The sequence below is a fragment of the Caulobacter sp. LjRoot300 genome, assembly GCF_964253875.1.
GTDB lineage: Bacteria > Pseudomonadota > Alphaproteobacteria > Caulobacterales > Caulobacteraceae > Caulobacter.
On the sequence record NZ_CAXUSA020000002.1, the window covers coordinates 956,375 to 976,605 of the forward strand.

Annotated in this window: 23 protein-coding genes; 16 read left to right on the plus strand and 7 right to left on the minus strand. The window is 69.3% G+C overall.

The window, feature by feature from the left end; genetic code table 11:
- Nucleotides 1-13: 13 nt before the first annotated feature.
- The gene (locus tag ACSQ2G_RS09740; protein ID WP_436030348.1) at nt 14-1,156 is read right to left on the minus strand and encodes a DNA cytosine methyltransferase; all 1,143 of its coding nucleotides are present in this window, start codon (nt 1,154-1,156) and stop codon (nt 14-16) included.
- A gap of 46 nt (nt 1,157-1,202) precedes the next feature.
- Here ACSQ2G_RS09740 and ACSQ2G_RS09745 point away from each other — a divergent pair, with 46 nt between their 5' ends.
- Nucleotides 1,203-1,640, plus strand: coding sequence for a hypothetical protein (locus tag ACSQ2G_RS09745; protein WP_436030350.1), 438 nt, complete (start codon nt 1,203-1,205; stop codon nt 1,638-1,640).
- Between the two features lie 185 nt (nt 1,641-1,825).
- Here ACSQ2G_RS09745 and ACSQ2G_RS09750 read toward each other — a convergent pair whose 3' ends face one another.
- Together ACSQ2G_RS09750 and ACSQ2G_RS09755 are read right to left on the minus strand one after the other, a co-directional pair.
- Nucleotides 1,826-1,966 carry a hypothetical protein gene (locus ACSQ2G_RS09750; protein WP_436030352.1) on the minus strand — a complete coding sequence of 47 codons (141 nt, stop codon included), beginning with the start codon at nt 1,964-1,966 and terminating at the stop codon, nt 1,826-1,828.
- A gap of 129 nt (nt 1,967-2,095) precedes the next feature.
- Nucleotides 2,096-3,283, minus strand: a complete 1,188-nt coding sequence (locus tag ACSQ2G_RS09755) for an acetyl-CoA C-acyltransferase (protein WP_436030354.1) — start codon at nt 3,281-3,283, stop codon at nt 2,096-2,098.
- A gap of 333 nt (nt 3,284-3,616) precedes the next feature.
- On the opposite strand from ACSQ2G_RS09755, the gene ACSQ2G_RS09760 reads away from it, so the two are divergent.
- On the plus strand, nt 3,617-5,992 hold the full coding sequence (locus tag ACSQ2G_RS09760; RefSeq protein ID WP_436030355.1) for a TonB-dependent receptor: 2,376 nt from the start codon (nt 3,617-3,619) through the stop codon (nt 5,990-5,992).
- Nucleotides 5,993-6,037: 45 nt separating this feature from the next.
- Here the strand turns inward: ACSQ2G_RS09760 and ACSQ2G_RS09765 are convergent, their stop codons facing one another.
- The 4 genes from ACSQ2G_RS09765 to ACSQ2G_RS09780 all read right to left on the minus strand — a co-directional run bounded on the left by ACSQ2G_RS09765 (nt 6,038) and on the right by ACSQ2G_RS09780 (nt 8,830).
- Nucleotides 6,038-6,460, minus strand: coding sequence for a YybH family protein (locus ACSQ2G_RS09765; protein ID WP_436030357.1), 423 nt, complete (start codon nt 6,458-6,460; stop codon nt 6,038-6,040).
- Nucleotides 6,461-6,537: 77 nt separating this feature from the next.
- On the minus strand, nt 6,538-7,233 hold the full coding sequence (locus tag ACSQ2G_RS09770) for a TPM domain-containing protein (protein WP_436030359.1): 696 nt from the start codon (nt 7,231-7,233) through the stop codon (nt 6,538-6,540).
- 13 nt (nt 7,234-7,246) lie between these two features.
- Nucleotides 7,247-8,035 (minus strand): TPM domain-containing protein, encoded by a 789-nt coding sequence (locus ACSQ2G_RS09775; RefSeq protein WP_436030361.1) that lies wholly within the window; start codon nt 8,033-8,035, stop codon nt 7,247-7,249.
- 150 nt (nt 8,036-8,185) lie between these two features.
- Complete coding sequence (locus tag ACSQ2G_RS09780) at nt 8,186-8,830, minus strand: LemA family protein (protein ID WP_436030362.1); 645 nt, start codon at nt 8,828-8,830, stop codon at nt 8,186-8,188.
- A gap of 281 nt (nt 8,831-9,111) precedes the next feature.
- Here ACSQ2G_RS09780 and ACSQ2G_RS09785 point away from each other — a divergent pair, with 281 nt between their 5' ends.
- From ACSQ2G_RS09785 to sugE, 14 genes are all read left to right on the plus strand, one after another.
- Nucleotides 9,112-9,537, plus strand: coding sequence for a hypothetical protein (locus tag ACSQ2G_RS09785; RefSeq protein ID WP_436030364.1), 426 nt, complete (start codon nt 9,112-9,114; stop codon nt 9,535-9,537).
- Nucleotides 9,538-9,654: 117 nt separating this feature from the next.
- A complete protein-coding gene (locus ACSQ2G_RS09790) occupies nt 9,655-10,869 on the plus strand; it encodes an NAD(P)/FAD-dependent oxidoreductase (protein WP_436030365.1) in 1,215 nt (404 codons plus the stop codon).
- A 216-nt stretch (nt 10,870-11,085) separates the two neighbouring features.
- On the plus strand, nt 11,086-11,421 hold the full coding sequence (locus ACSQ2G_RS09795) for a CC_3452 family protein (RefSeq protein WP_310085948.1): 336 nt from the start codon (nt 11,086-11,088) through the stop codon (nt 11,419-11,421).
- A 137-nt stretch (nt 11,422-11,558) separates the two neighbouring features.
- Complete coding sequence (locus ACSQ2G_RS09800; protein WP_436030366.1) at nt 11,559-11,804, plus strand: hypothetical protein; 246 nt, start codon at nt 11,559-11,561, stop codon at nt 11,802-11,804.
- A 280-nt stretch (nt 11,805-12,084) separates the two neighbouring features.
- Entirely contained in the window at nt 12,085-12,639 is a 555-nt protein-coding gene (locus ACSQ2G_RS09805; protein WP_310085944.1) for a F0F1 ATP synthase subunit delta, read from the plus strand.
- A gap of 50 nt (nt 12,640-12,689) precedes the next feature.
- On the plus strand, nt 12,690-14,222 hold the full coding sequence (gene atpA / locus ACSQ2G_RS09810) for a F0F1 ATP synthase subunit alpha (RefSeq protein WP_436030368.1): 1,533 nt from the start codon (nt 12,690-12,692) through the stop codon (nt 14,220-14,222).
- 34 nt (nt 14,223-14,256) lie between these two features.
- Entirely contained in the window at nt 14,257-15,132 is an 876-nt protein-coding gene (locus ACSQ2G_RS09815) for a F0F1 ATP synthase subunit gamma (RefSeq protein ID WP_436030370.1), read from the plus strand.
- A 57-nt stretch (nt 15,133-15,189) separates the two neighbouring features.
- Entirely contained in the window at nt 15,190-16,827 is a 1,638-nt protein-coding gene (gene atpD / locus ACSQ2G_RS09820) for a F0F1 ATP synthase subunit beta (RefSeq protein ID WP_436030372.1), read from the plus strand.
- Nucleotides 16,827-17,075, plus strand: a complete 249-nt coding sequence (locus tag ACSQ2G_RS09825) for a hypothetical protein (RefSeq protein ID WP_029910885.1) — start codon at nt 16,827-16,829, stop codon at nt 17,073-17,075. The genes atpD and ACSQ2G_RS09825 overlap by 1 nt, the downstream gene beginning before the upstream one ends.
- Nucleotides 17,075-17,335 carry an ATP synthase F1 subunit epsilon gene (locus tag ACSQ2G_RS09830; protein ID WP_028038864.1) on the plus strand — a complete coding sequence of 87 codons (261 nt, stop codon included), beginning with the start codon at nt 17,075-17,077 and terminating at the stop codon, nt 17,333-17,335. Before ACSQ2G_RS09825 ends, ACSQ2G_RS09830 begins: the two co-directional genes overlap by 1 nt.
- 8 nt (nt 17,336-17,343) lie before the next feature.
- Entirely contained in the window at nt 17,344-18,297 is a 954-nt protein-coding gene (locus ACSQ2G_RS09835) for a metallophosphoesterase (protein ID WP_436030374.1), read from the plus strand.
- Nucleotides 18,298-18,369: 72 nt separating this feature from the next.
- A complete protein-coding gene (locus ACSQ2G_RS09840; RefSeq protein WP_436030376.1) occupies nt 18,370-18,894 on the plus strand; it encodes an NMCC_0638 family (lipo)protein in 525 nt (174 codons plus the stop codon).
- A 169-nt stretch (nt 18,895-19,063) separates the two neighbouring features.
- Entirely contained in the window at nt 19,064-19,768 is a 705-nt protein-coding gene (locus tag ACSQ2G_RS09845; protein ID WP_436030377.1) for a hypothetical protein, read from the plus strand.
- Nucleotides 19,769-19,891: 123 nt separating this feature from the next.
- Complete coding sequence (gene sugE / locus ACSQ2G_RS09850) at nt 19,892-20,215, plus strand: quaternary ammonium compound efflux SMR transporter SugE (RefSeq protein WP_436030379.1); 324 nt, start codon at nt 19,892-19,894, stop codon at nt 20,213-20,215.
- The last annotated feature ends 16 nt before the right edge of the window (nt 20,216-20,231 follow it).

Below are 20,231 nucleotides of genomic sequence, written 5' to 3' on the forward strand. Positions count from 1 at the left end.
ACGTGTCAGCGGCTCATTCGGCGGCGAGCGGCGCAGTTTTCCTGAGGGCGAGCGGAGCCAGCAGGCCTTCGGCCAGCCAGCGCACCACTGGGGCGGCCACGCCGTCGCCGATCACGTGCAGGCCGGCGGTGGCGCTGCGGGGCAGGCGGTAGGCGTCCGGCAGGCCCATCAGCCGGGCGCCCTCGCGCGGGCCGAGCAGGCGCGAGCGAACCCGGCCCTGGTCGATGACCAGCAGGGTCTGGCGCGAGGAGCCGCCGCGCGGCGTGCGCAGACAGCCGGCCAAGCCGTCGAACCGCACCTCGGCCCGCTGCTCGCCGCCGCGCATCCGCCGGAACACCGCCCCGACCGCCCGCTCGCCCGAGGCCAGGCGGGCGTTGACCGCGGTGCGGTGGGCGGGGGCCATCAGGTCGAGCAGGGCCTGGGTGGCCTCGTCGGTCCGCCAGCTCACCTGGTCGTCGGGTTCGAGCAAGGCGGCCAGGTCGGTGTTGCGGGCCGGCGGGGGGGGCAGGCCCCACCAGGTCCACAGGTCTTGCAGGTCGGCGGGCAGGCGGGCCTGGGCCTCGCGCACGGCGCGGGTGTGGAACGGGCTGGGACCGGACAGGCCCTCGACCGGCAGGCGGGTGGCGACCACGAACACCCGGGGCCGCGACTGCGGTACGAAGCGGGCGGCGTCGATCTCCAGGGCGCCGAAGCGATAACCCTGGCCGGCCAGGGCGCGGCACAGGGCGGTGAAGTCAGCGCCGCCGTGCGAGGTCAGCAGCCCCACGACGTTCTCGACCACCACCGTATCGGGCGCGCGGCCTTCGGCGGCCAGGGCCTCCATCAGCTTCCAGAAGCCGAAGAAGGCCGAGGACCGCCCGCCCTGAAGGCCGGCTCGGGCCCCGGCCAGGCTGAAGTCCTGGCAGGGGCTGGAGGCCCAGGCCAGGTCGGCGCGTCCGGGGAGGTCGGCCGGCGCGATCTTCCAGACGTCGCCCTGGTGGAAGTGTCCTTCACCGTTCGTGGCGCCCGCGTCGGCGAAGTTGGCGCGGTAGGTCGCGGCCTTGACCGGGTCGAAGTCATTGGCGAAGGCGCAGGTCCAGGCCTCGCCCAGGCCCAGGCGCGCCATCCCGCCGCCGGCGAAGAATTCGTAGAAGGACGGGGAGGCGTTCCGATTCATGGGCGGGGAGTCTAGCGTGAGCCGCCCATCCGAGGATAGCGCCGCCATGCTTCGTTCCGCCGCCGCCCTTTGCCTGATCTTCAGCCTCGCCGCGTGTGGGGAGGCGCCGATGGGGGCCTCGGAAGGGGCGTCGAGCGCGCCGGCCGACGCGCCGGCCTCGGCCCCGCCGGGACCGGACTTCTCCGGCGACTTCCAGCTGGTCGGGACCGAGCCGTTCTGGGGCGGACGAATCCAGGCCGACGGCTTGACCCTGTCGCGGGCCGGCCAGCCGGACGTCACGGCCGCCAACACCGGCGTGCGTGTCGAGGGCGACGTCGGCGTCTGGGGCGTGGGCGGGCTGGTGTTCAAGCTGCGGCCCGAACCGTGTTCCGACGGCATGTCGGACCGGCGGTACGGCTACCGCGCCGAGGCGACGATCAACGGCCAGGTCCTGAAGGGTTGCGCGGCGAGGCCGGAGGATCTGCGGGCCCAGCCGAGGCCGTAGGGGCCAGTCGCCCTTGCAGTTGTCATCCCGGAAAGCGCGCAGCGCTTGTCCGGGACCCAGGTGAACCGCACCGCATCAGCCCAGTCCCCTGGGTCCCGGACAGCCTCTGCGAGGCTTCCGGGATGACAACCGTTGGGGGCTCTGACGTCTGGCGATTACTTCACCGTCTTACAGCGCGCTGGAGTCTAGTTCCCCACGTCCATCAGCTCGTAATGGCCGCGCGCGTCCGGGCTCTGGCGGCCGCCCGGGACGGGCAGCAGCAGGCCGATCGAGACGGCGGCGACGGCGGCGACGGCGGCGAAGAGGGCCTTGGTGGCGGAGGCCATGGCGGCGGATCCTGGTTGAACGATCCGCGCCGGCGGCGCGCGATCGGCAACAAAGATGGTTGCGGTTCGTCGGCGTTTCAAGATCGGTCGGGGACAGGCGCATGCGCCTGTCCCCGGATGTCGCACGATCTAGAAAATCTCGAACAGTCCCGCCGCGCCCATGCCGCCGCCGATGCACATGGTCACCACGCCCAGCTTGGCCTTGCGGCGCTTGCCTTCCAGCAGCAGGTGGCCGGCGCAGCGGGCGCCGGTCATGCCGAACGGGTGGCCGATGGCGATCGAGCCGCCGTTGACGTTGTACTTCTCCGGGTCGATGCCCAGGCGGTCGCGGCTGTAGAGGCACTGGCTGGCGAAGGCCTCGTTCAGCTCCCACAGGTCGATGTCGTCGACCTTCAGCCCGTGGCGTTCCAGCAGGCGCGGCACGGCGAAGACCGGGCCGATGCCCATCTCGTCGGGCTCGCAGCCGGCGATGGCGAAGCCCTTGAACAGGCCCAGGGGCTCCAGGCCGCGACGCTGCGCTTCCTTGGCCTCCATCACCACCACGGCGGCCGCGCCGTCCGACAGCTGGCTGGCGTTACCGGCGGTGACGAAGTTGCCGGGGCCCTTGACCGGCTCCAGCTTGGCCAGGCCTTCCAGGGTGGTCTCCGGGCGATTGCACTCGTCCCTGGTGACCACGTAGTCGACCAGGCTCTCCTCCTTGGTCTCCTTGTTGACCACCTTCATCTGGGTGGCCATCGGCACGATCTCGTTGTCGAACAGCCCGGCGGCCTGGGCGGCGGCGATCCGCTGCTGGCTGCGCAGCGAATATTCGTCCTGGTATTCGCGGGCGATGTTGTAGCGCTTGGCGACGATGTCGGCGGTGTCGATCATCGCCATCCACAGGGCCGGCTTCTCGCGCATCAGCTTTTCCTCGGTGATGTGGAAGCGGTTCATGTGCCCGCCCCCCTGCACCAGCGAGATCGACTCCACCCCGCCGCCGATGGCGACCGGCGCGCCGTCGTTGCGGACGTAGTTGGCGGCGGTGGCGATGGCCTGCAGGCCCGAGGAGCAGAAGCGGTTGACGGTCTGGCCCGAGGTGGTGACCGGCAGGCCGGCCCAGATGGCGGCGTTGCGGGCGACGTTCATGCCGGTGGCGCCTTCGGGGCCGCCGCAGCCGAGGACCACGTCCTCGACTTCCGGGCCGTCCAGCTTGGCGCGGGACACCGCGTGCTGGATGGCGTGGCCGGCCATGGCCGCGCCGTGGGTGTTGTTGAACCCGCCGCGGTTGGACTTGGCCAGGCCGGTCCGGGCGTAAGAGACGATGACCGCTTCGCGCATTGGGCGCACTCCCCTTTAAACGTTAGTTTGAATTGGCGGCCACCCTAGACCGGGATTTCCGTCGGCGAAAGGTCACGCGAACGTAAAGCAGGCGAACCCCTGTTAGCGCTAACAGTCGTCAGGAACAGCTCTAGAGCTTGACCATTACGAACGCGCCAGATGAAAGAAAACACGGGTTTTTGTTGCCCGTAGTCCACTCGCCCAGGGAAAGATCACCGTGTCGACGCCCCGATCTGGTTTGGCGTTGACTTTCAATGATTCCCTCAAGAACGCTCAGGTTGTGGCCGATAATTATAATCCAAGGCCGCTGGAAAACTTGAGCGGGAGGAATTCATGCGCCCTGTTACCCAACGCCGGCACGCGCTGCTGGCCGCGACCGCCCTGGCGGCGTCGATCGCCCTGCCGGTGGCGGCCTTCGCCCAGCAGGTCGACACCGTCGAGGAGCTGATCGTCACCGCCACCAAGCGCGACGCCACGATCCTGGACGTGCCGTTCTCGATCAACGCCCAGACCGAAGCCGACATCCAGAAGTCCGGGGCGGTGACCCTGGAGGACCTGTCGCGCAACGTCGCCGGCCTGACGATCCAGAACCTCGGGCCGGGCCAGAGCCAGGTATCGGTGCGCGGCGTCTCGGCCGGCCAGGTGGTCCGCGACCAGCCCGGCGTCAAGGAACAGGTCGGGGTCTATCTCGACGAGTCGGTGATCTCGCTGTCGCTGTTCACCCCGGACATCGACCTGTTCGACCTGAACCGGGTCGAGACCCTGCGCGGGCCGCAGGGCACCCTATTCGGCTCTGGCTCGGTCGGCGGCACCATCCGCTACATCACCAACCAGCCCAAGCTGGGCGCCTACGAGGGCACGGTCGAGGCCAACTTCAATACGCTCAAGGGCGGCGATGTCGGCGGCTATGTGAAGGGCGCCGTCAACCTGCCGCTGTCGGACAAGGCCGCCCTGCGGGTGGTGGGCTACGACACCGAATACGGCGGCTTCGTCGACGCCCTGGGCGAGGGCGGCGCGCGCAAGAACAACGTCAACGACGGCTATCGCCGCGGCGGCCGGGCTTCACTGCTGTTCCGGCCGACCGAAGACATCAGCATCACCCCGCGCGTCGTCTACCAGAAGATCCACGCCGGCGGCTTCAACCGCCAGGAGGCGTTCAACCTGTTCGCCAACCCGTTCACCGCCACCCGTCCGGCCATCACCCTGGGCGAGCGCGAGCAGTACCTGCTGCTGGACGAGAGCTTCGACGACAAGACTTTCCTGGCCGACCTGACCGCCTCGTTCGGCTTCGACGGCGTCGAGCTGACCTCGGTAACCAGCTATATCGACCGCAAGATCGCCGTGAATCGCGACGCCAGCGCCTTGACCGGCAGCGTGTCGGTGGACCTGGGCTTCCCGGCGGCGGCGGTCACCCTGCCGTCCAAGCTGGTGGACACCACCGACCTGGAGCAGTTCACCCAGGAGGCGCGCCTCAGCTCCGACAACGACAGCCCGTTCCAGTGGCTGATCGGGGCGTTCTACTCCAAGGTCGACCGGGTCTACGACCAGCGCCTGCCGACCCCGGGCTACGACGCCTACACCGACGCCACCCTGGGGGCGGGGACCTCGGCCGCCGTGGCCAACGGCTTCCCGGCCGACTCGCCCTACAACGCCGCGCTGCCCTACAAGATCAAGCAGAAGGCGGTGTTCGGCGAGGCCAGCTACGAGATCCAGAAGCTGACGATCACCGCCGGCGGCCGCTACTACGACTTCAGCGAGAACCGCCGCTTCACCTCCGGCGGCCTGTTCGCCAACGGCGACGACCAGGTCGACAAGACCTCGTCCGACGGCTTCACTCCCCGCGTGCTGCTCAGCTACAAGGCCAACCCTGGCCTGACGTTCAACGCCCAGGCCTCCAAGGGCTTCCGGCTGGGCGGGGTCAACGACCCGCTGAACCTGCCGCTGTGCACCCCGCAGGACGCGGCGATCTTCGGCGGCTTCCAGTCCTATGACGACGAGACGCTGTGGAACTACGAGGGCGGGGTGAAGGCCCGGCTGGGCGGCGTCACCTTCAACGGCGCGGCGTTCTATACCGACATCAAAAACCTGCAGACCACGCTGGACGCGGGCTCGTGTTCGTCTCGGGTGGTGTTCAACGTGCCCAAGGCCCACACCAAGGGCGTCGAGGGCGAGCTGTCGGCCCGCCTGGCGCCGGGCTTCGACCTCAAGGTCTCGGGCAGCCTGCTGGAGGCCGAGTTCGACTCCACGGTGCGCGACGGGACGGGGGCGGTGATCGGCGGCATCCGCGAGGGCAACCGCCTGCCGTCGGTGCCCAAGTTCCAGATCTCGATCAGCGCCACCTATACGCGGACCCTGACCGCGACCATGGACGGCTACGTCACCGCCTCGTTCCAGCACGTGGGCAACCGCTACACCCAGGCCAGCGACCAGGAGAACAACCCGCGCTCGTTCGTCTCGGGCCTGCCGTTCGGCGGGGCCTCGGGCAATGACGCCACGGTGCTGAACCTGCAGCTGCCCAGCTACGACATCATCAACCTGAGCGCCGGCGTGCAGATGGACGACGGCCTGGACATCATCGCCTACGTCAACAACGTGGCCGACGAGAACGCCCTGCTGTCGTTCGACCGCGAGCGCGGCGGCCGGGCCCGGCTGGGCTATTCGATCGGCCAGCCGCGCACGGCGGGCCTGACGATCCGCAAGTCGTTCTAGGCTTCGATGGGAGAGGCGGCCGGGAGACCGGTCGCCTCTTTCTATCTATTGGCCCGGCGGCCTGGCTTCGGCCAGCGGGTCGGCGTGGCGATGGATCAGCTTCCAGGCGCCGTCCTCGCGGCGGAAGATCTCGGTGATCCGCAGGTGCATCTCGACCGGCTGGTCCTGGCCGGCGAACCGCACCGTGGCGTGCTGCAGGCCGGTCCAGTAGGCCAGCTCGCCGCTGGCCTGGCCGTGCAGGATCTCCAGCTGGGTCTCGCCGCCGGCCGCGAAGCCGCGGGCCCCGCGGGCGTTGACGGCGGTCACGTGGCCCGCCCCCTCCTCGCGCCCGCCATTGGGCGGAAAGAAGGTGGCCGGATTGGCTTGGGCGGCGATCTCGCCCAGCGGTCCGGCCTCGCCGTTGACATAGGCCTGGGCGACGCGCCGGCGCTGGTCGAGGAAGGCGGTGAAGTCGTCCTGGTCGGTCATGAGAGCCTCCTGAAGCGTCACGCCCAGAACGCGCGGGGGCGCTAAACGCACCCTCCCTCCCTATCGGAGAAGGTTCTCTATTTTGGCAGCACCGTCAGCCCGTCCGGCAGTTCGTTTCGGTCGTCGGGGCGGGGCGGGGCGTGGGCGGCGAGGATGGCGCCGGTCCGGGCGATGGCGGCCACGAAGCCGTCGGCCACGGCCCCGCGCTTGAGGCCGGCGACCAGGTCGGCCACCACCTCGTCCCAGACGCCACTGGGGGCGGCGGCGTGGACGCCGTCGTCGGCGATCACCTCGACCCGGTGCTCGGCCAGGGCGGCGAAGATCAGCACCCCGGTGCGCTCGCGGGTCAGGTGCAGGTCCTTGGCCAGGAAATAGTCCAGCGCCGCCTGGCGGACCCGGGCCTTCTTGACGGCGGCGGGGATCAGGGCCCGGCGCACGGCGGGGATCGAGACCAGGGCCGCGACGACCGCGAAGATCGCCGCCTGCAGGCCGACATAGGTCAGCAGGGCCGAGAGGATGGCCACGTCCTGGGCCGCGGCGTGGCCGATGCTCCAGTCGCCGAACAGCCGGCTCAGCATCTCGGGCCGGAAGCCGGCCAGCAGGGCCAGGGCCGGCAGCAGCAGGGCCGCGCCGGCCGCCCAGATCAGCGGGACCGCCCGATCGTCGCCGACCTCCGGGGCCAGCACGCAATAGATCTCGCCGGCGGTGGTCTTCTCGGCCTGGGCCACCGCCTGGGCGATGCGATCCTGGTCGGCCTGGGACAATGTCTTCATCACCCGCTTCCCTCTACCAGCTGCCCGAGGAGCCGCCGCCGCCGAACGAGCCGCCGCCGCCGGAAAAGCCGCCGCCTCCGCCGCCGTCGCTCCATCCGCCGCCGCCGCCGCGACCGCCGCTGAGCAGGCCGTTCAGGATGATCCAGGGCAGGGCCGCGCCCAGGCCGCCGCCCCGTCCTCCGCGACGGCCGAACATCTGGCTCAGCACCACGATGACGATGAACAGCACCAGCAGGGCCAGGATCGGCGGGGCGCCCGAGCCGCGCTCGGCCTGGTCGGAGACTTGGAAGGCCTGGGCCGCCTTGGCCTTGGCGGCCTCGTCCGGCAGGGCCAGCTGGGCGATGACCGCGTCGGTCCCCGCCGTGACCCCGCCCTCCAGGTCGCCGGCCTTGAACCTCGGCAGGATGGCGGTCTGGATGATCACGCTGGACAGGGCGTCGGTGAGGATCGGCTCCAGGCCGTAGCCGGCCTCGATGCGCACCTTGCGCTCGGTCGGGGCGACAATCAGCAGGGCGCCGCTGTTGGTCCCCTTCTGGCCGATCCCCCAGGTCCGGCCCAGCTGGTAGCCATAGTCCTCGATCTCGTAGCCCTGCAGGCCGGGCACGGTGGCCACCACCAGCTGGCGGCCGGTGGTCTTCTCCAGGTTTTCCAGCTTGCTGGTCAGGGCGGCCTCGGCCGCCGGCGAGAGAATGTTGGCGCCGTCGACGACGCGTCCGGTCAGGGGCGGGAAAGCGGGGCCGGCCGCCAGGGCGGGGAGGGCGAAGATCCAGAGCGCCAGGAAGGCGAGCACCCAGCTCCTCATCCGTGAAACGGGGGAGGTGGCGCGATGCGGATACGCATCTTGACGGAGGGGGCGTTCCCCACCGCTGACGCCCCCTCCGTCACGGCGCCGAGGGCGCCGCGCCACCTCCCCCGCCTTGCGGGGGAGGAGAAGAGAGAGCGCGACCCTCACCTACTGCGCCGGAGCGGGCTGAGTATTGGCCGTCGGGGCCGGCGGGGCGCCGAAATCCACCGTGGGGGCCGACTGGGCGCTGGCCGTGGCCTGGAACAGTTGGGCCGGCTTCTGCGAGCCGTACAGGGTCTTGGCCCAGATCACGCTCGGAAAGGTCCGCAGGGTGGTGTTGTAGACCTGGGCCGTCTGGTTGTAGTCGCGCCGGGCGATGGCGATGCGGTTTTCGGTGCCCTCCAGCTGGCTCTGCAGGGCCAGGAAGTTCTGGTTCGACTTCAGCTCCGGATAGCTTTCCTGGATCATCATCAGCCGGCCCAGCACGCCCGACAGCTTGTCCTGGGCGGCGGCGTACTGCTGGAACTGGGCCGGGTCGGTGATGGTCGAGGCGTCGACCTTGACCTGGGTGGCGCTGGCCCGGGCCTGGGTGACCTCGACCAGCACGCTCTTCTCCTGCGCCGCGTAGCCCTTGACCGTATTGACCAGGTTGGGGATCAGGTCGGCGCGCCGCTGGTACTGGTTCTGCACCTCGGCCCAGGCGGTCTTGGTCGCCTCGTCCTGGGTGGGGATGGTGTTGATCCCGCAGCCGGCCAGCAGGACCGCGGCGGCGAAGACGGGAACGAGACGGGTGAGGGTTCTGAGCATCCGCATGGGAAGTCCCTTCGGGCCTGATTGGATCCGGACGTAACGCCGTATGTCGTTTCCGGTCGGACGCACACTAAGGGCCAGCTTCGCGCCGATGCAAACGCGATGACGACCTGGGCGCGCATTCCGCCGCCATGCGTCCTTATCGTCCCGGGAATCGTCGGGCCGGCCGCCGGACGCGGGAAGCTCGGCGAACACGGCCTTGCGACGATTGGTCGCCGGGCGCGGCGCGGCCTTACGGCCTTGTCTTAATCGCAAGCTCATCTGGACGGGCCAGGATCGTCGCCATGATCATGATGGCCGCCTGCGCCGTACTGGGAGCCGTGCTGGGCCTCTACGCCAGGCCGGCCTGGCTGGGCGTGCTCATCGCCTTGGTGCTGGTCGCCGGCGTCTTTGGCGTCGAGCGGCTGTTCATCGCCCTGATCGACGACCAGCCCAATCGCGAGCGGCTGATCGAGCATCTGCGGGCGCTGTTCGGCGAGGGCTGGCTCGATATCGTCGGGCCAATGGCCGCGGCCGTGGCCGGCGCGGTCTTCGCGGCGATCATGGGTAAGGTCCTGGAGCGCGAAAGCCGCACCGTGGTGATCAACGCCGACGACATCCGTCGCAAGGCCGGCAAGGACGGCCGCTACGCCCGACTGGACGGCATGGTCCAGGAGCGATCCGTCCAGACCGCCGCCAAGAGCCGTTTCGACTCGATCCTCGGCCCCTAGAGCTCTTTTTATCCGCACGTCTCCGCGCAGATCGGGCGCGGAGACGTGGAGCCTTGGCGCGCTCGCGGCGCCAGGGCTAGGGTCCCCCCGTAAAGCTTTCGAGGGGATGCGCCGCGGATGATCACGACAAGCAGCCGACGGGCCGTGCTGGCCGGCTTGGGCGGCCTGGGCGCGACCAGCCTGGCCGGATGCGTGACCCAGGGCGGGGCCCCGGCTCGCCGCACCCCCGGCCTGATCGCGCCCGCCCGGCCCGCCTTCGTCGTCCCGCCCCTGGCCCCGCTGCGGATGAGCGCCGACCGCATCACCAGGATCACCGTCTGTCTGCGGCCGTTCCGCGCCGCGGGACCGAGGCTGGACGTCGAGGACGTCAACGGCAAACGCGTGGTCCACAACTACGGCCACGGCGGCAGCGGCTGGTCGCTGTCGTGGGGCTCCAGCACCATCGCCGCCGGCAAGGCGCTGGAGGGCGGGACCAAGGAGGTGGCGGTGATCGGCTGCGGCGCCCTGGGCCTGACCTCGGCCCTGCTGCTGCAGCGGGCCGGCGCCAAGGTGACGATCTACGCCAAGGAGCGCACGCCCCAGACCCGTTCGTTCCGCGCCACCGGCACCTGGTCGCCGGACTCGCGCGTCGCCGAGGCCGACAAGGTCGCGCCCGGCTTCCCGGCCCTGTGGGAAGAGATGGCCCGCACGTCGTACGCCACCTACCAGACCCTGCTGGGCCTGCCCGGCGAGCCGGTGTCGTGGAGCGACCGCTACACCCTGTTCGACCGCGCGGGCGTCGGCCCGCCCGCGCCGCGCCCCGCCGGCGCGGTCCACTTCGCCGAATATGGCGAGCGGCTGCGCGACATCGTGCCCGCCGCCCAGGAGCTGCCGGCCGGCTCGCATCCGTTCCCCGTGCCGCGCGTGCGGCACGCGACCTCGATGCAGTTCAACGTCACCGATCTCGCCCACATGCTGACCAGCGACTTCCTGGCCGAGGGCGGCAAGATCGTCGCCATGACCTTCGACACCCCCGCCGACCTGGCGCGGCTGAAGGAGCCCGTGGTGGTCAACTGCACCGGCTATGGCGCCCGGGCCCTGTGGAAGGACGAGACCATCACCCCGGTGCGCGGCCAGATCGCCTGGCTCGCCCCGCAGCCGGAGGTCCGCTACGGCGTCTATTACAAGCACGTCGCGGTGCTGCCGCGGCCGGACGGCATCGTGGTGCAGCAGGTCGGCGACAGCGATCAGTGGGGGTATGGCGTCGACGACGAGCGGCCGGACCGGGCGGAGGCGGAGGCCGCGGTGGCGACGATCGCGGAACTCTACGCCAGGACGTCGAGCGCCGCCTGACAATCTCGGCTTGAAACAAGCGTTTCAATAAAAAATGCTCATGCGAAATAGATTCCGCTTGCGCTATTTCCGAACACTGATATCTAAGCAGTGCTTAGTTCTGATCCGACGCGCCGATGGGGATACCGGCGCCGACATCCCCGGCTCTGGACGCCCAGTACAGCTTTTCGCCGATCATTCGATCCAACTCCCCTGTATGCGCTGGAGGGCTCTCTGATGAAGCTCCAATCCCTGGCGGCTGTCGCCGCCCTGACCACCTGCCTGTTCGCCGGTTCGGCCTTCGCCGACGGCCGCATCGCCGTCGCCCTGGAAAACCCGCTGGCCGCCAAGACCAAGGTCGTCGCCGGCGGCGCGGTCTTCGTCTGCGAAGGCGCCGAGTGCGTCTCGACCGCCGCCCCGTCGCGGGCCCTGACCGCCGTCTCATGCAAGGCCCTGGCCAAGGAAGTCGGCCGCGTGGCGGCCTTCGGCGGCGAGACCAAGTCGCTGGACGCCGACGACCTGACCCGCTGCAACGCCACGGCCAAGGCCGGCGTGCAGACCGCCGAGAAGTAGACGACGCACTCTATTAGTACCCGGACGTCCTGGGGCCCTCCGCCCCGTCCGGCTGTTTCCTCGAACATTCGCCTGAAGGGCGGCGAGCCGGTCTCGCCGCCTTTTTCTTCGGGCGGGTTAGGGCTATGGCATCGCCGATGACCGCTTCGACCGCCTCCTTGCTGGAAACCGCCCTGTGCGAGATCGCCGGCCCGGCGACCCTGCCGACCTCGATCACCATCGATTATGGGGCCCTGGCCCATGCGGACGCGCTGGGGCCGCCGGCCGCCAAGGCCTGGGTCGAGCGTTCGACCCGCAGCCTGGTCTTCGCCCAGGCCGAGCTCCGCGCCGCCGACGGCGCCCTGGTCGCGGCCGCCTCGGCGGTGTTCCGCAGGGTCGCCTAGGGCCGAGGTTGGCCGTTTGGCTTCGATCGGCTCGCCGGGCCGAGCCACGCGTCGGCGGATCGCGCGCGCCCACACCTGTTTTACGAAACGGCGCCGCTCCTTACGCATTGGCCTTGGTTGCGACTGCGAAGGCTGCGTGTTATCAGGCGCGCGGCTTCGGACAGGGCAGCGCGTCAGCGCCGGCCGTCCATGTGCTTTTCTAGAGCGCGCTCAAGCCTTTAAGCCGGGACGAGGGTTAATCTTCTTGTCCGCGGCGATTGCAACGCACCGGGCGGAACAAGTGGCGGACGAAACCAAGGCGACGGATGCGGGTCAGCGCTATGCGCAGTCCCTGTTCGAACTGACGATCGAGAGCAACCAGCTGACCCAGGTCGAAGCCGACCTGAAGTCGCTGCGGACCATGGCGGCCGAGAGCGCCGACCTGCGCCGCCTGATCGACAGCCCGGCCTTCTCGGCCGAGGACAAGGCCAAGGGCCTGACCGCCGTGGCCGCCAAAGCCAAGTTCCAGCTGCTGACGGCCAAGTTCCTGGGCCTGGTGGCCAGCAACGGTCGGGCCGGCGACCTGCTGGGCGCCATCAGCGCCTTTATCGAGCTGTCGGCCCAGCACCGCGGCGTCGTCACCGCCGAAGTCACCACCGCCAAGGCTCTGACCGCCGCCCAGTTGAAGGGCGTGTCGGCCGCCGTCGCCACGGCCGTCGGCAAGACCCCCGAAATCTCGACCCGCGTCGATCCGTCCATCCTGGGCGGCATCAAGGTGCGCGTCGGCTCCCGCCTGTTCGACGCTTCGCTCCGTTCGAAGCTCGATTCCCTGAAATTCGCCCTGAAGCGCGCCTAAGCCTTTATAAGCGCGCCCTAAAGATAAAACGCAGAGAGCCCAAGACAGCCATGGACATCCGCGCCGCCGAGATTTCGGCCATCCTCAAGTCGCAGATCGCCAATTTCGGCGAAGAAGCCGCCGTTTCGGACGTCGGCCGGGTGCTGTCCGTCGGTGACGGCATCGCCCGCATCTACGGTCTGGACAACGTCCAGGCCGGCGAGATGGTCGAGTTCCCCAAGGCCGGCGTGAAGGGCATGGCCCTGAACCTCGAGCGCGACAATGTCGGCGCCGTGATCTTCGGCCAGGACCAGGCCATCAAGGAAGGCGACGAAGTCCGCCGCCTCGGCGAGATCGTCGACGTGCCGGTCGGCCGCGGCCTGCTGGGCCGCGTCGTCAACCCGCTGGGCGAGCCGATCGACGGCAAGGGCCCGATCGTCTCGACCGAGCGCCGCCGCGTCGACGTCAAGGCCCCGGGCATCATCCCGCGCAAGTCGGTGCACGAGCCCGTGCAGACCGGTCTGAAGTCGATCGACACCCTGATCCCCGTCGGCCGCGGCCAGCGCGAGCTGATCATCGGCGACCGTCAGACCGGCAAGACCGCCGTCGCCATCGACACCATCCTGAACCAGAAGGCCGCCAACGCCGGCAAGGACGAGAGCGCCAAGCTCTACTGCGTCTATGTCGCCATCGGCCAGAAGCGTTCGACCGTCGCCCAGATCGTCAAGACGCTCGAAGAGCACGGCGCCCTGGAATACACCATCGTCGTCGTGGCCTCGGCCTCCGAACCGGCCCCGCTGCAATACCTGGCCCCGTTCTCGGGCTGCGCCATGGGCGAGTGGTTCCGCGACAACGGCCTGCACGGCCTGATCATCTATGACGACCTTTCCAAGCAGGCCGTCGCCTACCGCCAGATGTCGCTGTTGCTGCGCCGTCCGCCGGGCCGCGAAGCCTATCCGGGCGACGTCTTCTATCTGCACTCGCGCCTGCTGGAACGCGCCGCCAAGCTGAACGAGGACAACGGCTCGGGCTCGCTGACGGCCCTGCCGATCATCGAAACCCAGGCCAACGACGTCTCGGCCTACATCCCGACCAACGTGATCTCGATCACCGACGGCCAGATCTTCCTGGAAACCGACCTGTTCTACCAGGGCATCCGCCCGGCCGTGAACGTCGGCATCTCGGTGTCGCGCGTCGGCTCGTCGGCCCAGATCAAGGCCATGAAACAAGTGGCCGGCGCGATCAAGGGCGAGCTGGCCCAGTATCGCGAGATGGCCGCCTTCGCCAAGTTCGGCTCGGACCTGGACGCCTCCACCCAGAAGCTGCTGGCCCGTGGCGAGCGCCTGACCGAGCTGCTCAAGCAGCCGCAATACGCGCCGCAAGCGGTCGAGGAGCAGGTCTGCGTGATCTACGCTGGCACCCGCGGCTATCTGGACAAGATCCCGACCTCGTCGGTCCGCCGGTTCGAAAGCGAACTGCTGGCCCGCCTGCACAGCCAGCACAAGGACCTGCTGGACGGCATCCGCACCAAGAAGGCCCTCGACAAGGACCTGGAGAACACGCTGAAGAGTGTGCTCGACAGCTTCTCGGCGACCTTCGCCTAAGCCCCCTCGGAACGCTCGGAGAGAGTAGCGCCGAATGGCCAGCTTGAAGGAAATGCGCAATCGGATCTCGAGCGTCAAGGCGACGCAGAAGATCACGAAGGCGATGCAGATGGTGGCGGCGGCCAAGCTCCGCCGCAGCCAGGATGCGGCCGAAGCCGCGCGCCCCTATGCGCGCCGGCTGTCGAACGTCATCGCCAACCTGGCGAGCGGCGTGTCCGGCGACGGGGCTCCGGCGCTGCTGGCCGGCACCGGCCGCGACGATCGCCACCTGATCGTCGTCGCCGCCGCCGACCGCGGCCTGGCCGGCGGCTTCACCTCGTCGATCGTCCGCGCCGCCCGCGAGCGGATCGACACCCTGGTCCGCGAAGGCAAGGACGTGAAGATCGTCTGCGTCGGCAAGAAGGCGACCGCCCAACTGCGGCGCCAGTACGGCGACCGCATCGTCGAGAATTTCGACCTGTCGGCCTACCGCCAGTTCACCCTGTCGGTGGCCCAGCCGATCGCCGACCTCGTCACCCGCCTGTACGAGGCCGGCGAGGTCGACGTGGTCACCCTGTTCTACAGCCGCTTCAAGTCGGTGGTGCAGCAGATCCCGACCGCCCTGCAGCTGGTGCCGGCCGTGGTCGAGGGCGCCGAAGCCGTTTCCGGCCCGGCCGCTGTCTACGAGTATGAACCCTCGGAAGAGGCCATCCTCGAGACCCTGCTGCCGCGCAACCTGACGGTCCAGATCCTGTCGGCCCTGCTCGACAACATGGCCGGCTTCTACGCCAGCCAGATGACGGCGATGGACAACGCCACGCGCAACGCCGGCGACATGATCAAGCGCTACACCCTCGAATACAACCGTTCCCGCCAGGCCCAGATCACCAAGGAGCTGATCGAGATCATCTCCGGCGCCGAAGCCGTCTGATCAAAAGCCTAACGTAAAAAACGCACGCACGAGCACGCACGAAAGACCCTGAACGCCATGGCCAAGACTCCCGCTAAGGCTCCCGCCGCCGCCGCCAAGCCGGCGGCCGTGAAGAAGCCCGCCGCCTCGAAGGCCGCCGCCGCTCCCGCGACGGCCGCCGCCGCGACCCCGAAGGCGCCTGTCGCCAAGAAGCCGGCCGCCCCCAAGGCCGCCGCGCCCCAGGCCGTCGCCACCCGCGAGAAGCCCGCCACCATCGGCGCCGCCACCGGCAAGCTGGTGCAGGTGATCGGCGCCGTCGTCGACGTCGAGTTCGAAGGTGAGCTGCCGGCCATCCTGAACGCCCTGGAAACCGTCAACACCGCCTCGGGCCAGCGCCTGGTGTTCGAAGTCGCCCAGCACCTGGGCCAGAACACCGTCCGCGCCATCGCCATGGACGCCACCGAGGGCCTGGTCCGCGGCCAGGCCGTGCGCGACACCGGCGAGTCGATCCGCGTTCCGGTCGGTCCCGGCACCCTGGGCCGGATCATGAACGTCATCGGCGAGCCGATCGACGAGCAGGGCCCGATCAAGTCGGACATCTTCCGCACCATCCACCGCGACGCCCCGTCGTTCGCCGAGCAGACCAATACCGCCGAAGTGCTGGTCACCGGCATCAAGGTCATCGACCTGATGTGCCCCTACACCAAGGGCGGCAAGATCGGCCTGTTCGGCGGCGCCGGCGTCGGCAAGACCGTGACGATGCAGGAACTGATCAACAACATCGCCAAGGCCTACGGCGGTTACTCGGTCCTGGCCGGCGTGGGCGAACGCACCCGCGAAGGCAACGACCTCTATCACGAGATGATCGAGTCGAACGTCAACGTCGACCCGAAGGCCAACAACGGCTCGACCGAAGGCAGCCGCTGCGCCCTGGTCTACGGCCAGATGAACGAACCCCCGGGCGCCCGCGCCCGCGTCGCCCTGACCGGCCTGTCGATCGCGGAATACTTCCGCGATGAAGAAGGCAAGGACGTGCTGCTGTTCGTCGACAACATCTTCCGCTTCACCCAAGCCGGCGCCGAAGTGTCGGCTCTGCTGGGCCGCATCCCTTCGGCCGTGGGCTACCAGCCCACCCTGGCCACCGAGATGGGCAACCTGCAGGAGCGCATCACCTCGACCAACAAGGGTTCGATCACCTCGGTCCAGGCCATCTACGTGCCCGCCGACGACCTGACCGACCCGGCGCCCGCCGCCTCGTTCGCCCACTTGGACGCCACCACCGTTCTGTCGCGCGACATCGCCGCCCAGGCCATCTTCCCCGCCGTCGATCCGCTGGACTCGACCTCGCGGATCATGGACCCGCTGGTCATCGGCGAAGAGCACTACAACGTGGCCCGCTCGGTCCAGGAAGTGCTGCAGCAGTACAAGGCCCTGAAGGACATCATCGCCATCCTGGGCATGGACGAGCTGTCGGAAGAGGACAAGCTGACGGTCGCCCGCGCCCGCAAGATCCAGCGCTTCCTGTCCCAGCCGTTCCACGTCGCCGAGCAGTTCACCAACACGCCCGGCGCCTTCGTCCAGCTGAAGGACACCATCCGCTCGTTCAAGGGCATCGTGGACGGCGAGTACGACCACCTGCCGGAAGCGGCCTTCTACATGGTCGGCCCGATCGAGGAAGCGGTGGCCAAGGCTGAAAAGCTGGCCGGCGAAGCCTGATGACCGACGAGCACGAGCTGATCAACTTCTGCTGCGAAGAGCTCGAGGATGCTGTGTCTTCGGATCCCGAGGACGCGCTGATCGAGCACGACAGCGGGTTGATCCTGCTCAATCTGGGTCATCGGGAAGAGGGTGGTGAAACCGGCGTCGTGCTGGCCACCATCCGCTTCTGCCCGTTCTGCGGCACCGAGATCCAGACCGACGAAGACATCGAAGCGGCCCTGGGCGCCGTGGAGACACACGACTGATGGCTAAGCTGCACTTCTCCCTCGTCGCGCCCGAGCGCGAACTGTTCTCGGCCGAGGTCGACCAGGTCGACGCTCCGGGCACGGAAGGCGACTTCGGCGTCCTGCCGAACCACGCGCCGTTCATGACCACCCTGCGCGAAGGCCGGGTCACGGTCCGCGACGGTTCGTCCGTGCGCCTGTTCGACATCCAGGGCGGATTCGCCGACGTCGGCCCCGACGGCTTCACGATCCTGGCCGAACACGCGGTCGAGGCGGCTTAAGCCCTTCGATGGCCGGGCCTGGCGGTGTCCTGCTGCTGGCCTGGATCGGCGCCTTCGCCGGTCCTTTGATCATCCTGACGGCCTGGGCGCTGGTGCGGCGCTCGGGCCGTTTGCGTCTGGCCTGGACCTTGGCGGGGCTGGCGCTGGTCGCCTATGGCCTTGGGGTCTGGGCCTTCCTGATCGAGCCGCGCCTGCTGGTCGTGCGCCAGGTGACGATCGAGTCGTCGGCCTGGCGCGGTCCGCCGGTGCGCCTGGGCCTGATCAGCGACACCCATGTCGCCGCGCCTCATGTCGACCCGGCCCGGGTGGCGCGGGTGGTGGCGCGGATGAACGCTCGGCATCCCGACGCCGTGCTGCTGCTGGGCGACTATGCCGGCGGCCATGAACCGGCCGCGACCCGGGCCGTTCCCGCGCGGTCGGAGATCCTGCGCGGGGTCGCCGCGTTCAAGGGACTGCGGGCGCGGCTGGGCGTCTACGCCGTGCTCGGCAATCACGACTGGTGGTACGACGGTCCGGCGATCGAGCGGGCCTTGGCGGCCAGCGGCGCCGTGGTGCTGGAGAACCGCGCGGTGCTCGCGCCGCGGCCGGAAGGCGCCTTCTGGATCGCCGGCCTGGCCGACCTCGACTCCTTCCGCGCCGAACCGTCCTACCCCCGCGCCCTGGCGGGCGTTCCGACGGCCGCGCCGGTGGTGGTCATGAGCCACTGGCCCGACCCGTTCGCTCAGGCGCCGGACCGTGTCGCCCTGACGGTGGCGGGCCACACCCACTGCGGCCAGGTCAACCTGCCGGTGCTGGGCCGCCTGATCCACGCGTCCCGCGCTGCGCGGCGCTGGGGCTGCGGCGCCTATGTCGATCGGGGACGGCATCTGTTCGTCACCGGCGGCCTCGGCGTCTCGATCCTGCCCGTCCGCTTTCGCGCGCCGCCCGAGATCGTCATCGTCACCCTCCGTGCGCCCAAATAGAAGAACGTCGTTATGCACAGCCTCGATATCGGGTAGCCTGGCGCGCGCCATGCCGGCGTCGGGGAGAGCGCGATGCGGATCGCGACGACGGTTCTGATCACGGCCCTTCTGGCCGCCAGCTCGGCCCAAGCCGCGCCCACCTATCGCCAGGAGGTGGTCGACGTCTTCAAGAGCGTCTGCCTGCCGGCCGGGACCAACGCCGCGGCGGTCGGGGTCGCCGCCGCCAAGCTGGGCTGGAAGCCGGCGCCGGCGTCGATCAAGGCGCTGTGGCAAGGCCCGGCGACCAAGGTCTGGGTGTCGCCGACGACGGCGCGGTTCTACCTGGCCCAGGCCCCGCAGGACGGCTTCTGCCAGGTCGGCTATTACGACGGGGCCCAGCCGCCGACCGATCCGGTCGCCTTCGCCACCCTGATGCGCAACATCATGATCCATGCCGGCATCGCCGTCGGCTCGGGCTTCGTGAAGACCGCCGAGGACAACCAGCTGATCCAGAAGGGGACGTACCTCTCGCCGGCCTATCCGGGCCTGAAGATGTACGTGGTCGTCGCCAACTTCCCCGACGCGGCGACCTTCGTGCTGAGCACCGCCAAGCCCTGAGGCCGGCGACGGCGCCTCGCCTTCGCCCCTGAGGCGTCACGCCGCAGGCGCGCGGCGAGAAAATTACACCTGTGACCCATTCTCCGCCTTAATCGGCCACCATAAGGGTTGCGAGGGAACGCCTGTCGGTTTTAATGCCGACCTCTTGCCTAACGGGGATAACTCGACCATGCGCCTTGCGCTCGCCAGCCTCTTTGCTCTCGGCGCGGTTTCGACCGCCGTCGCCCAGGAGCAAACCGCTCCGACTGCTCCGACCGCTCCGGCTCCGGCCGCTGCTCCGGCGCCCGCCGATCCGGCGGCCCAGACCCCCGCCGCGCCGGCCGACCCGATGACGGCCACGCCCACCGTGGCCGCTCCGGCCGCCGGCCAGGCGCCGGACTATGTCGCCCCGACCCGCGGTCCGCCCACCACCGACCCGGTCTCGCTGCAGCTGCTGGGCGTGCTCGACAAGGTCTGCAAGCCGGCCGTGGTCGGCGGCGACATGCCGTCCCTGGCCAAGGCGGCGGGGATGAAGAAGAAGAAAGAGCAGTGGGTGATGGATATCGGCAAGCCGTATCTGATCGCCGTCGACAATCCCGGCAGCAACAAGAACGTCTGCACCGTCACCATCCAGTACGCCCAGGGCGACGCCCAGGCCCAGGCCCTGGCCAACGCCCTGCACGACTGGGCCACCTGGGAGAACAAGCCGCAGCTGCGCCTGATCCGCAACGACCTGACGGTCAGCGACGTCAAGCGCCTGACGGTCTCGTGGGACGACGCCTGGGCCGACGGCCACGCGGGCCTGGTCTACATGCGCCTGAAGAAGCTGGACGACAGCTCGATCGGCAAGAACTTCGAGCAGGCCCGGATCCTGTACAGCACCACCAGCCGCTAAGCGGTCGGCGGATCGGGAGCTTGTCCCCCGGTCCGGTGGTCCTATCTAGTCGAAGGCGCGGGGACGACCCCGCGCCTTTCGCGTTTCCGGGGACGGCCCCGCCCTTAAGTCTGGGAGCCCGTCATGGCCTGGATCATCCTTTTCGTCGCCGGTCTGTTCGAGATCGGCTGGGCCGTGGGCCTGAAGTTCACGCAAGGCTTCACGCGGCCGGTCCCCACCCTGCTGACCGCGGTCAGCCTGGTCGCCTCGATGGGCCTGCTGGGCTGGGCGGTGAAGTCCCTGCCGCTGGGCACGGCCTATGCGGTCTGGACGGGCGTGGGCGCGGTCGGCACGGCCATCGTCGGCATCCTGCTGTTCAAGGAGCCAGCCACGGCCGGGCGGCTGGTCTGCCTGGCGCTGATCGTCTCGGGCATCCTGGGGCTGAAGCTGTTCACGCCTTCGCACTGAACGGGCGGCGCCGCCG

Coding starts and splice junctions, on each gene's coding strand:
- ACSQ2G_RS09825 (WP_029910885.1), top strand. CDS start 16,827: ATGACCGACGAGCACGAGCTGATCAACTTCTGCTGCGAAGAGCTCGAG.
- ACSQ2G_RS09835 (WP_436030374.1), top strand. CDS start 17,344: ATGGCCGGGCCTGGCGGTGTCCTGCTGCTGGCCTGGATCGGCGCCTTC.
- ACSQ2G_RS09840 (WP_436030376.1), top strand. CDS start 18,370: ATGCGGATCGCGACGACGGTTCTGATCACGGCCCTTCTGGCCGCCAGC.
- ACSQ2G_RS09785 (WP_436030364.1), top strand. CDS start 9,112: ATGATCATGATGGCCGCCTGCGCCGTACTGGGAGCCGTGCTGGGCCTC.
- ACSQ2G_RS09800 (WP_436030366.1), top strand. CDS start 11,559: ATGACCGCTTCGACCGCCTCCTTGCTGGAAACCGCCCTGTGCGAGATC.
- ACSQ2G_RS09750 (WP_436030352.1), bottom strand. CDS start 1,966: ATGGCCTCCGCCACCAAGGCCCTCTTCGCCGCCGTCGCCGCCGTCGCC.
- ACSQ2G_RS09755 (WP_436030354.1), bottom strand. CDS start 3,283: ATGCGCGAAGCGGTCATCGTCTCTTACGCCCGGACCGGCCTGGCCAAG.
- ACSQ2G_RS09740 (WP_436030348.1), bottom strand. CDS start 1,156: ATGAATCGGAACGCCTCCCCGTCCTTCTACGAATTCTTCGCCGGCGGC.
- ACSQ2G_RS09760 (WP_436030355.1), top strand. CDS start 3,617: ATGCGCCCTGTTACCCAACGCCGGCACGCGCTGCTGGCCGCGACCGCC.
- ACSQ2G_RS09770 (WP_436030359.1), bottom strand. CDS start 7,233: ATGAAGACATTGTCCCAGGCCGACCAGGATCGCATCGCCCAGGCGGTG.
- ACSQ2G_RS09790 (WP_436030365.1), top strand. CDS start 9,655: ATGATCACGACAAGCAGCCGACGGGCCGTGCTGGCCGGCTTGGGCGGC.
- ACSQ2G_RS09795 (WP_310085948.1), top strand. CDS start 11,086: ATGAAGCTCCAATCCCTGGCGGCTGTCGCCGCCCTGACCACCTGCCTG.
- ACSQ2G_RS09775 (WP_436030361.1), bottom strand. CDS start 8,035: ATGAGGAGCTGGGTGCTCGCCTTCCTGGCGCTCTGGATCTTCGCCCTC.
- ACSQ2G_RS09745 (WP_436030350.1), top strand. CDS start 1,203: ATGCTTCGTTCCGCCGCCGCCCTTTGCCTGATCTTCAGCCTCGCCGCG.
- ACSQ2G_RS09780 (WP_436030362.1), bottom strand. CDS start 8,830: ATGCGGATGCTCAGAACCCTCACCCGTCTCGTTCCCGTCTTCGCCGCC.
- atpA (WP_436030368.1), top strand. CDS start 12,690: ATGGACATCCGCGCCGCCGAGATTTCGGCCATCCTCAAGTCGCAGATC.
- ACSQ2G_RS09845 (WP_436030377.1), top strand. CDS start 19,064: ATGCGCCTTGCGCTCGCCAGCCTCTTTGCTCTCGGCGCGGTTTCGACC.
- sugE (WP_436030379.1), top strand. CDS start 19,892: ATGGCCTGGATCATCCTTTTCGTCGCCGGTCTGTTCGAGATCGGCTGG.
- ACSQ2G_RS09765 (WP_436030357.1), bottom strand. CDS start 6,460: ATGACCGACCAGGACGACTTCACCGCCTTCCTCGACCAGCGCCGGCGC.
- ACSQ2G_RS09815 (WP_436030370.1), top strand. CDS start 14,257: ATGGCCAGCTTGAAGGAAATGCGCAATCGGATCTCGAGCGTCAAGGCG.
- ACSQ2G_RS09830 (WP_028038864.1), top strand. CDS start 17,075: ATGGCTAAGCTGCACTTCTCCCTCGTCGCGCCCGAGCGCGAACTGTTC.
- atpD (WP_436030372.1), top strand. CDS start 15,190: ATGGCCAAGACTCCCGCTAAGGCTCCCGCCGCCGCCGCCAAGCCGGCG.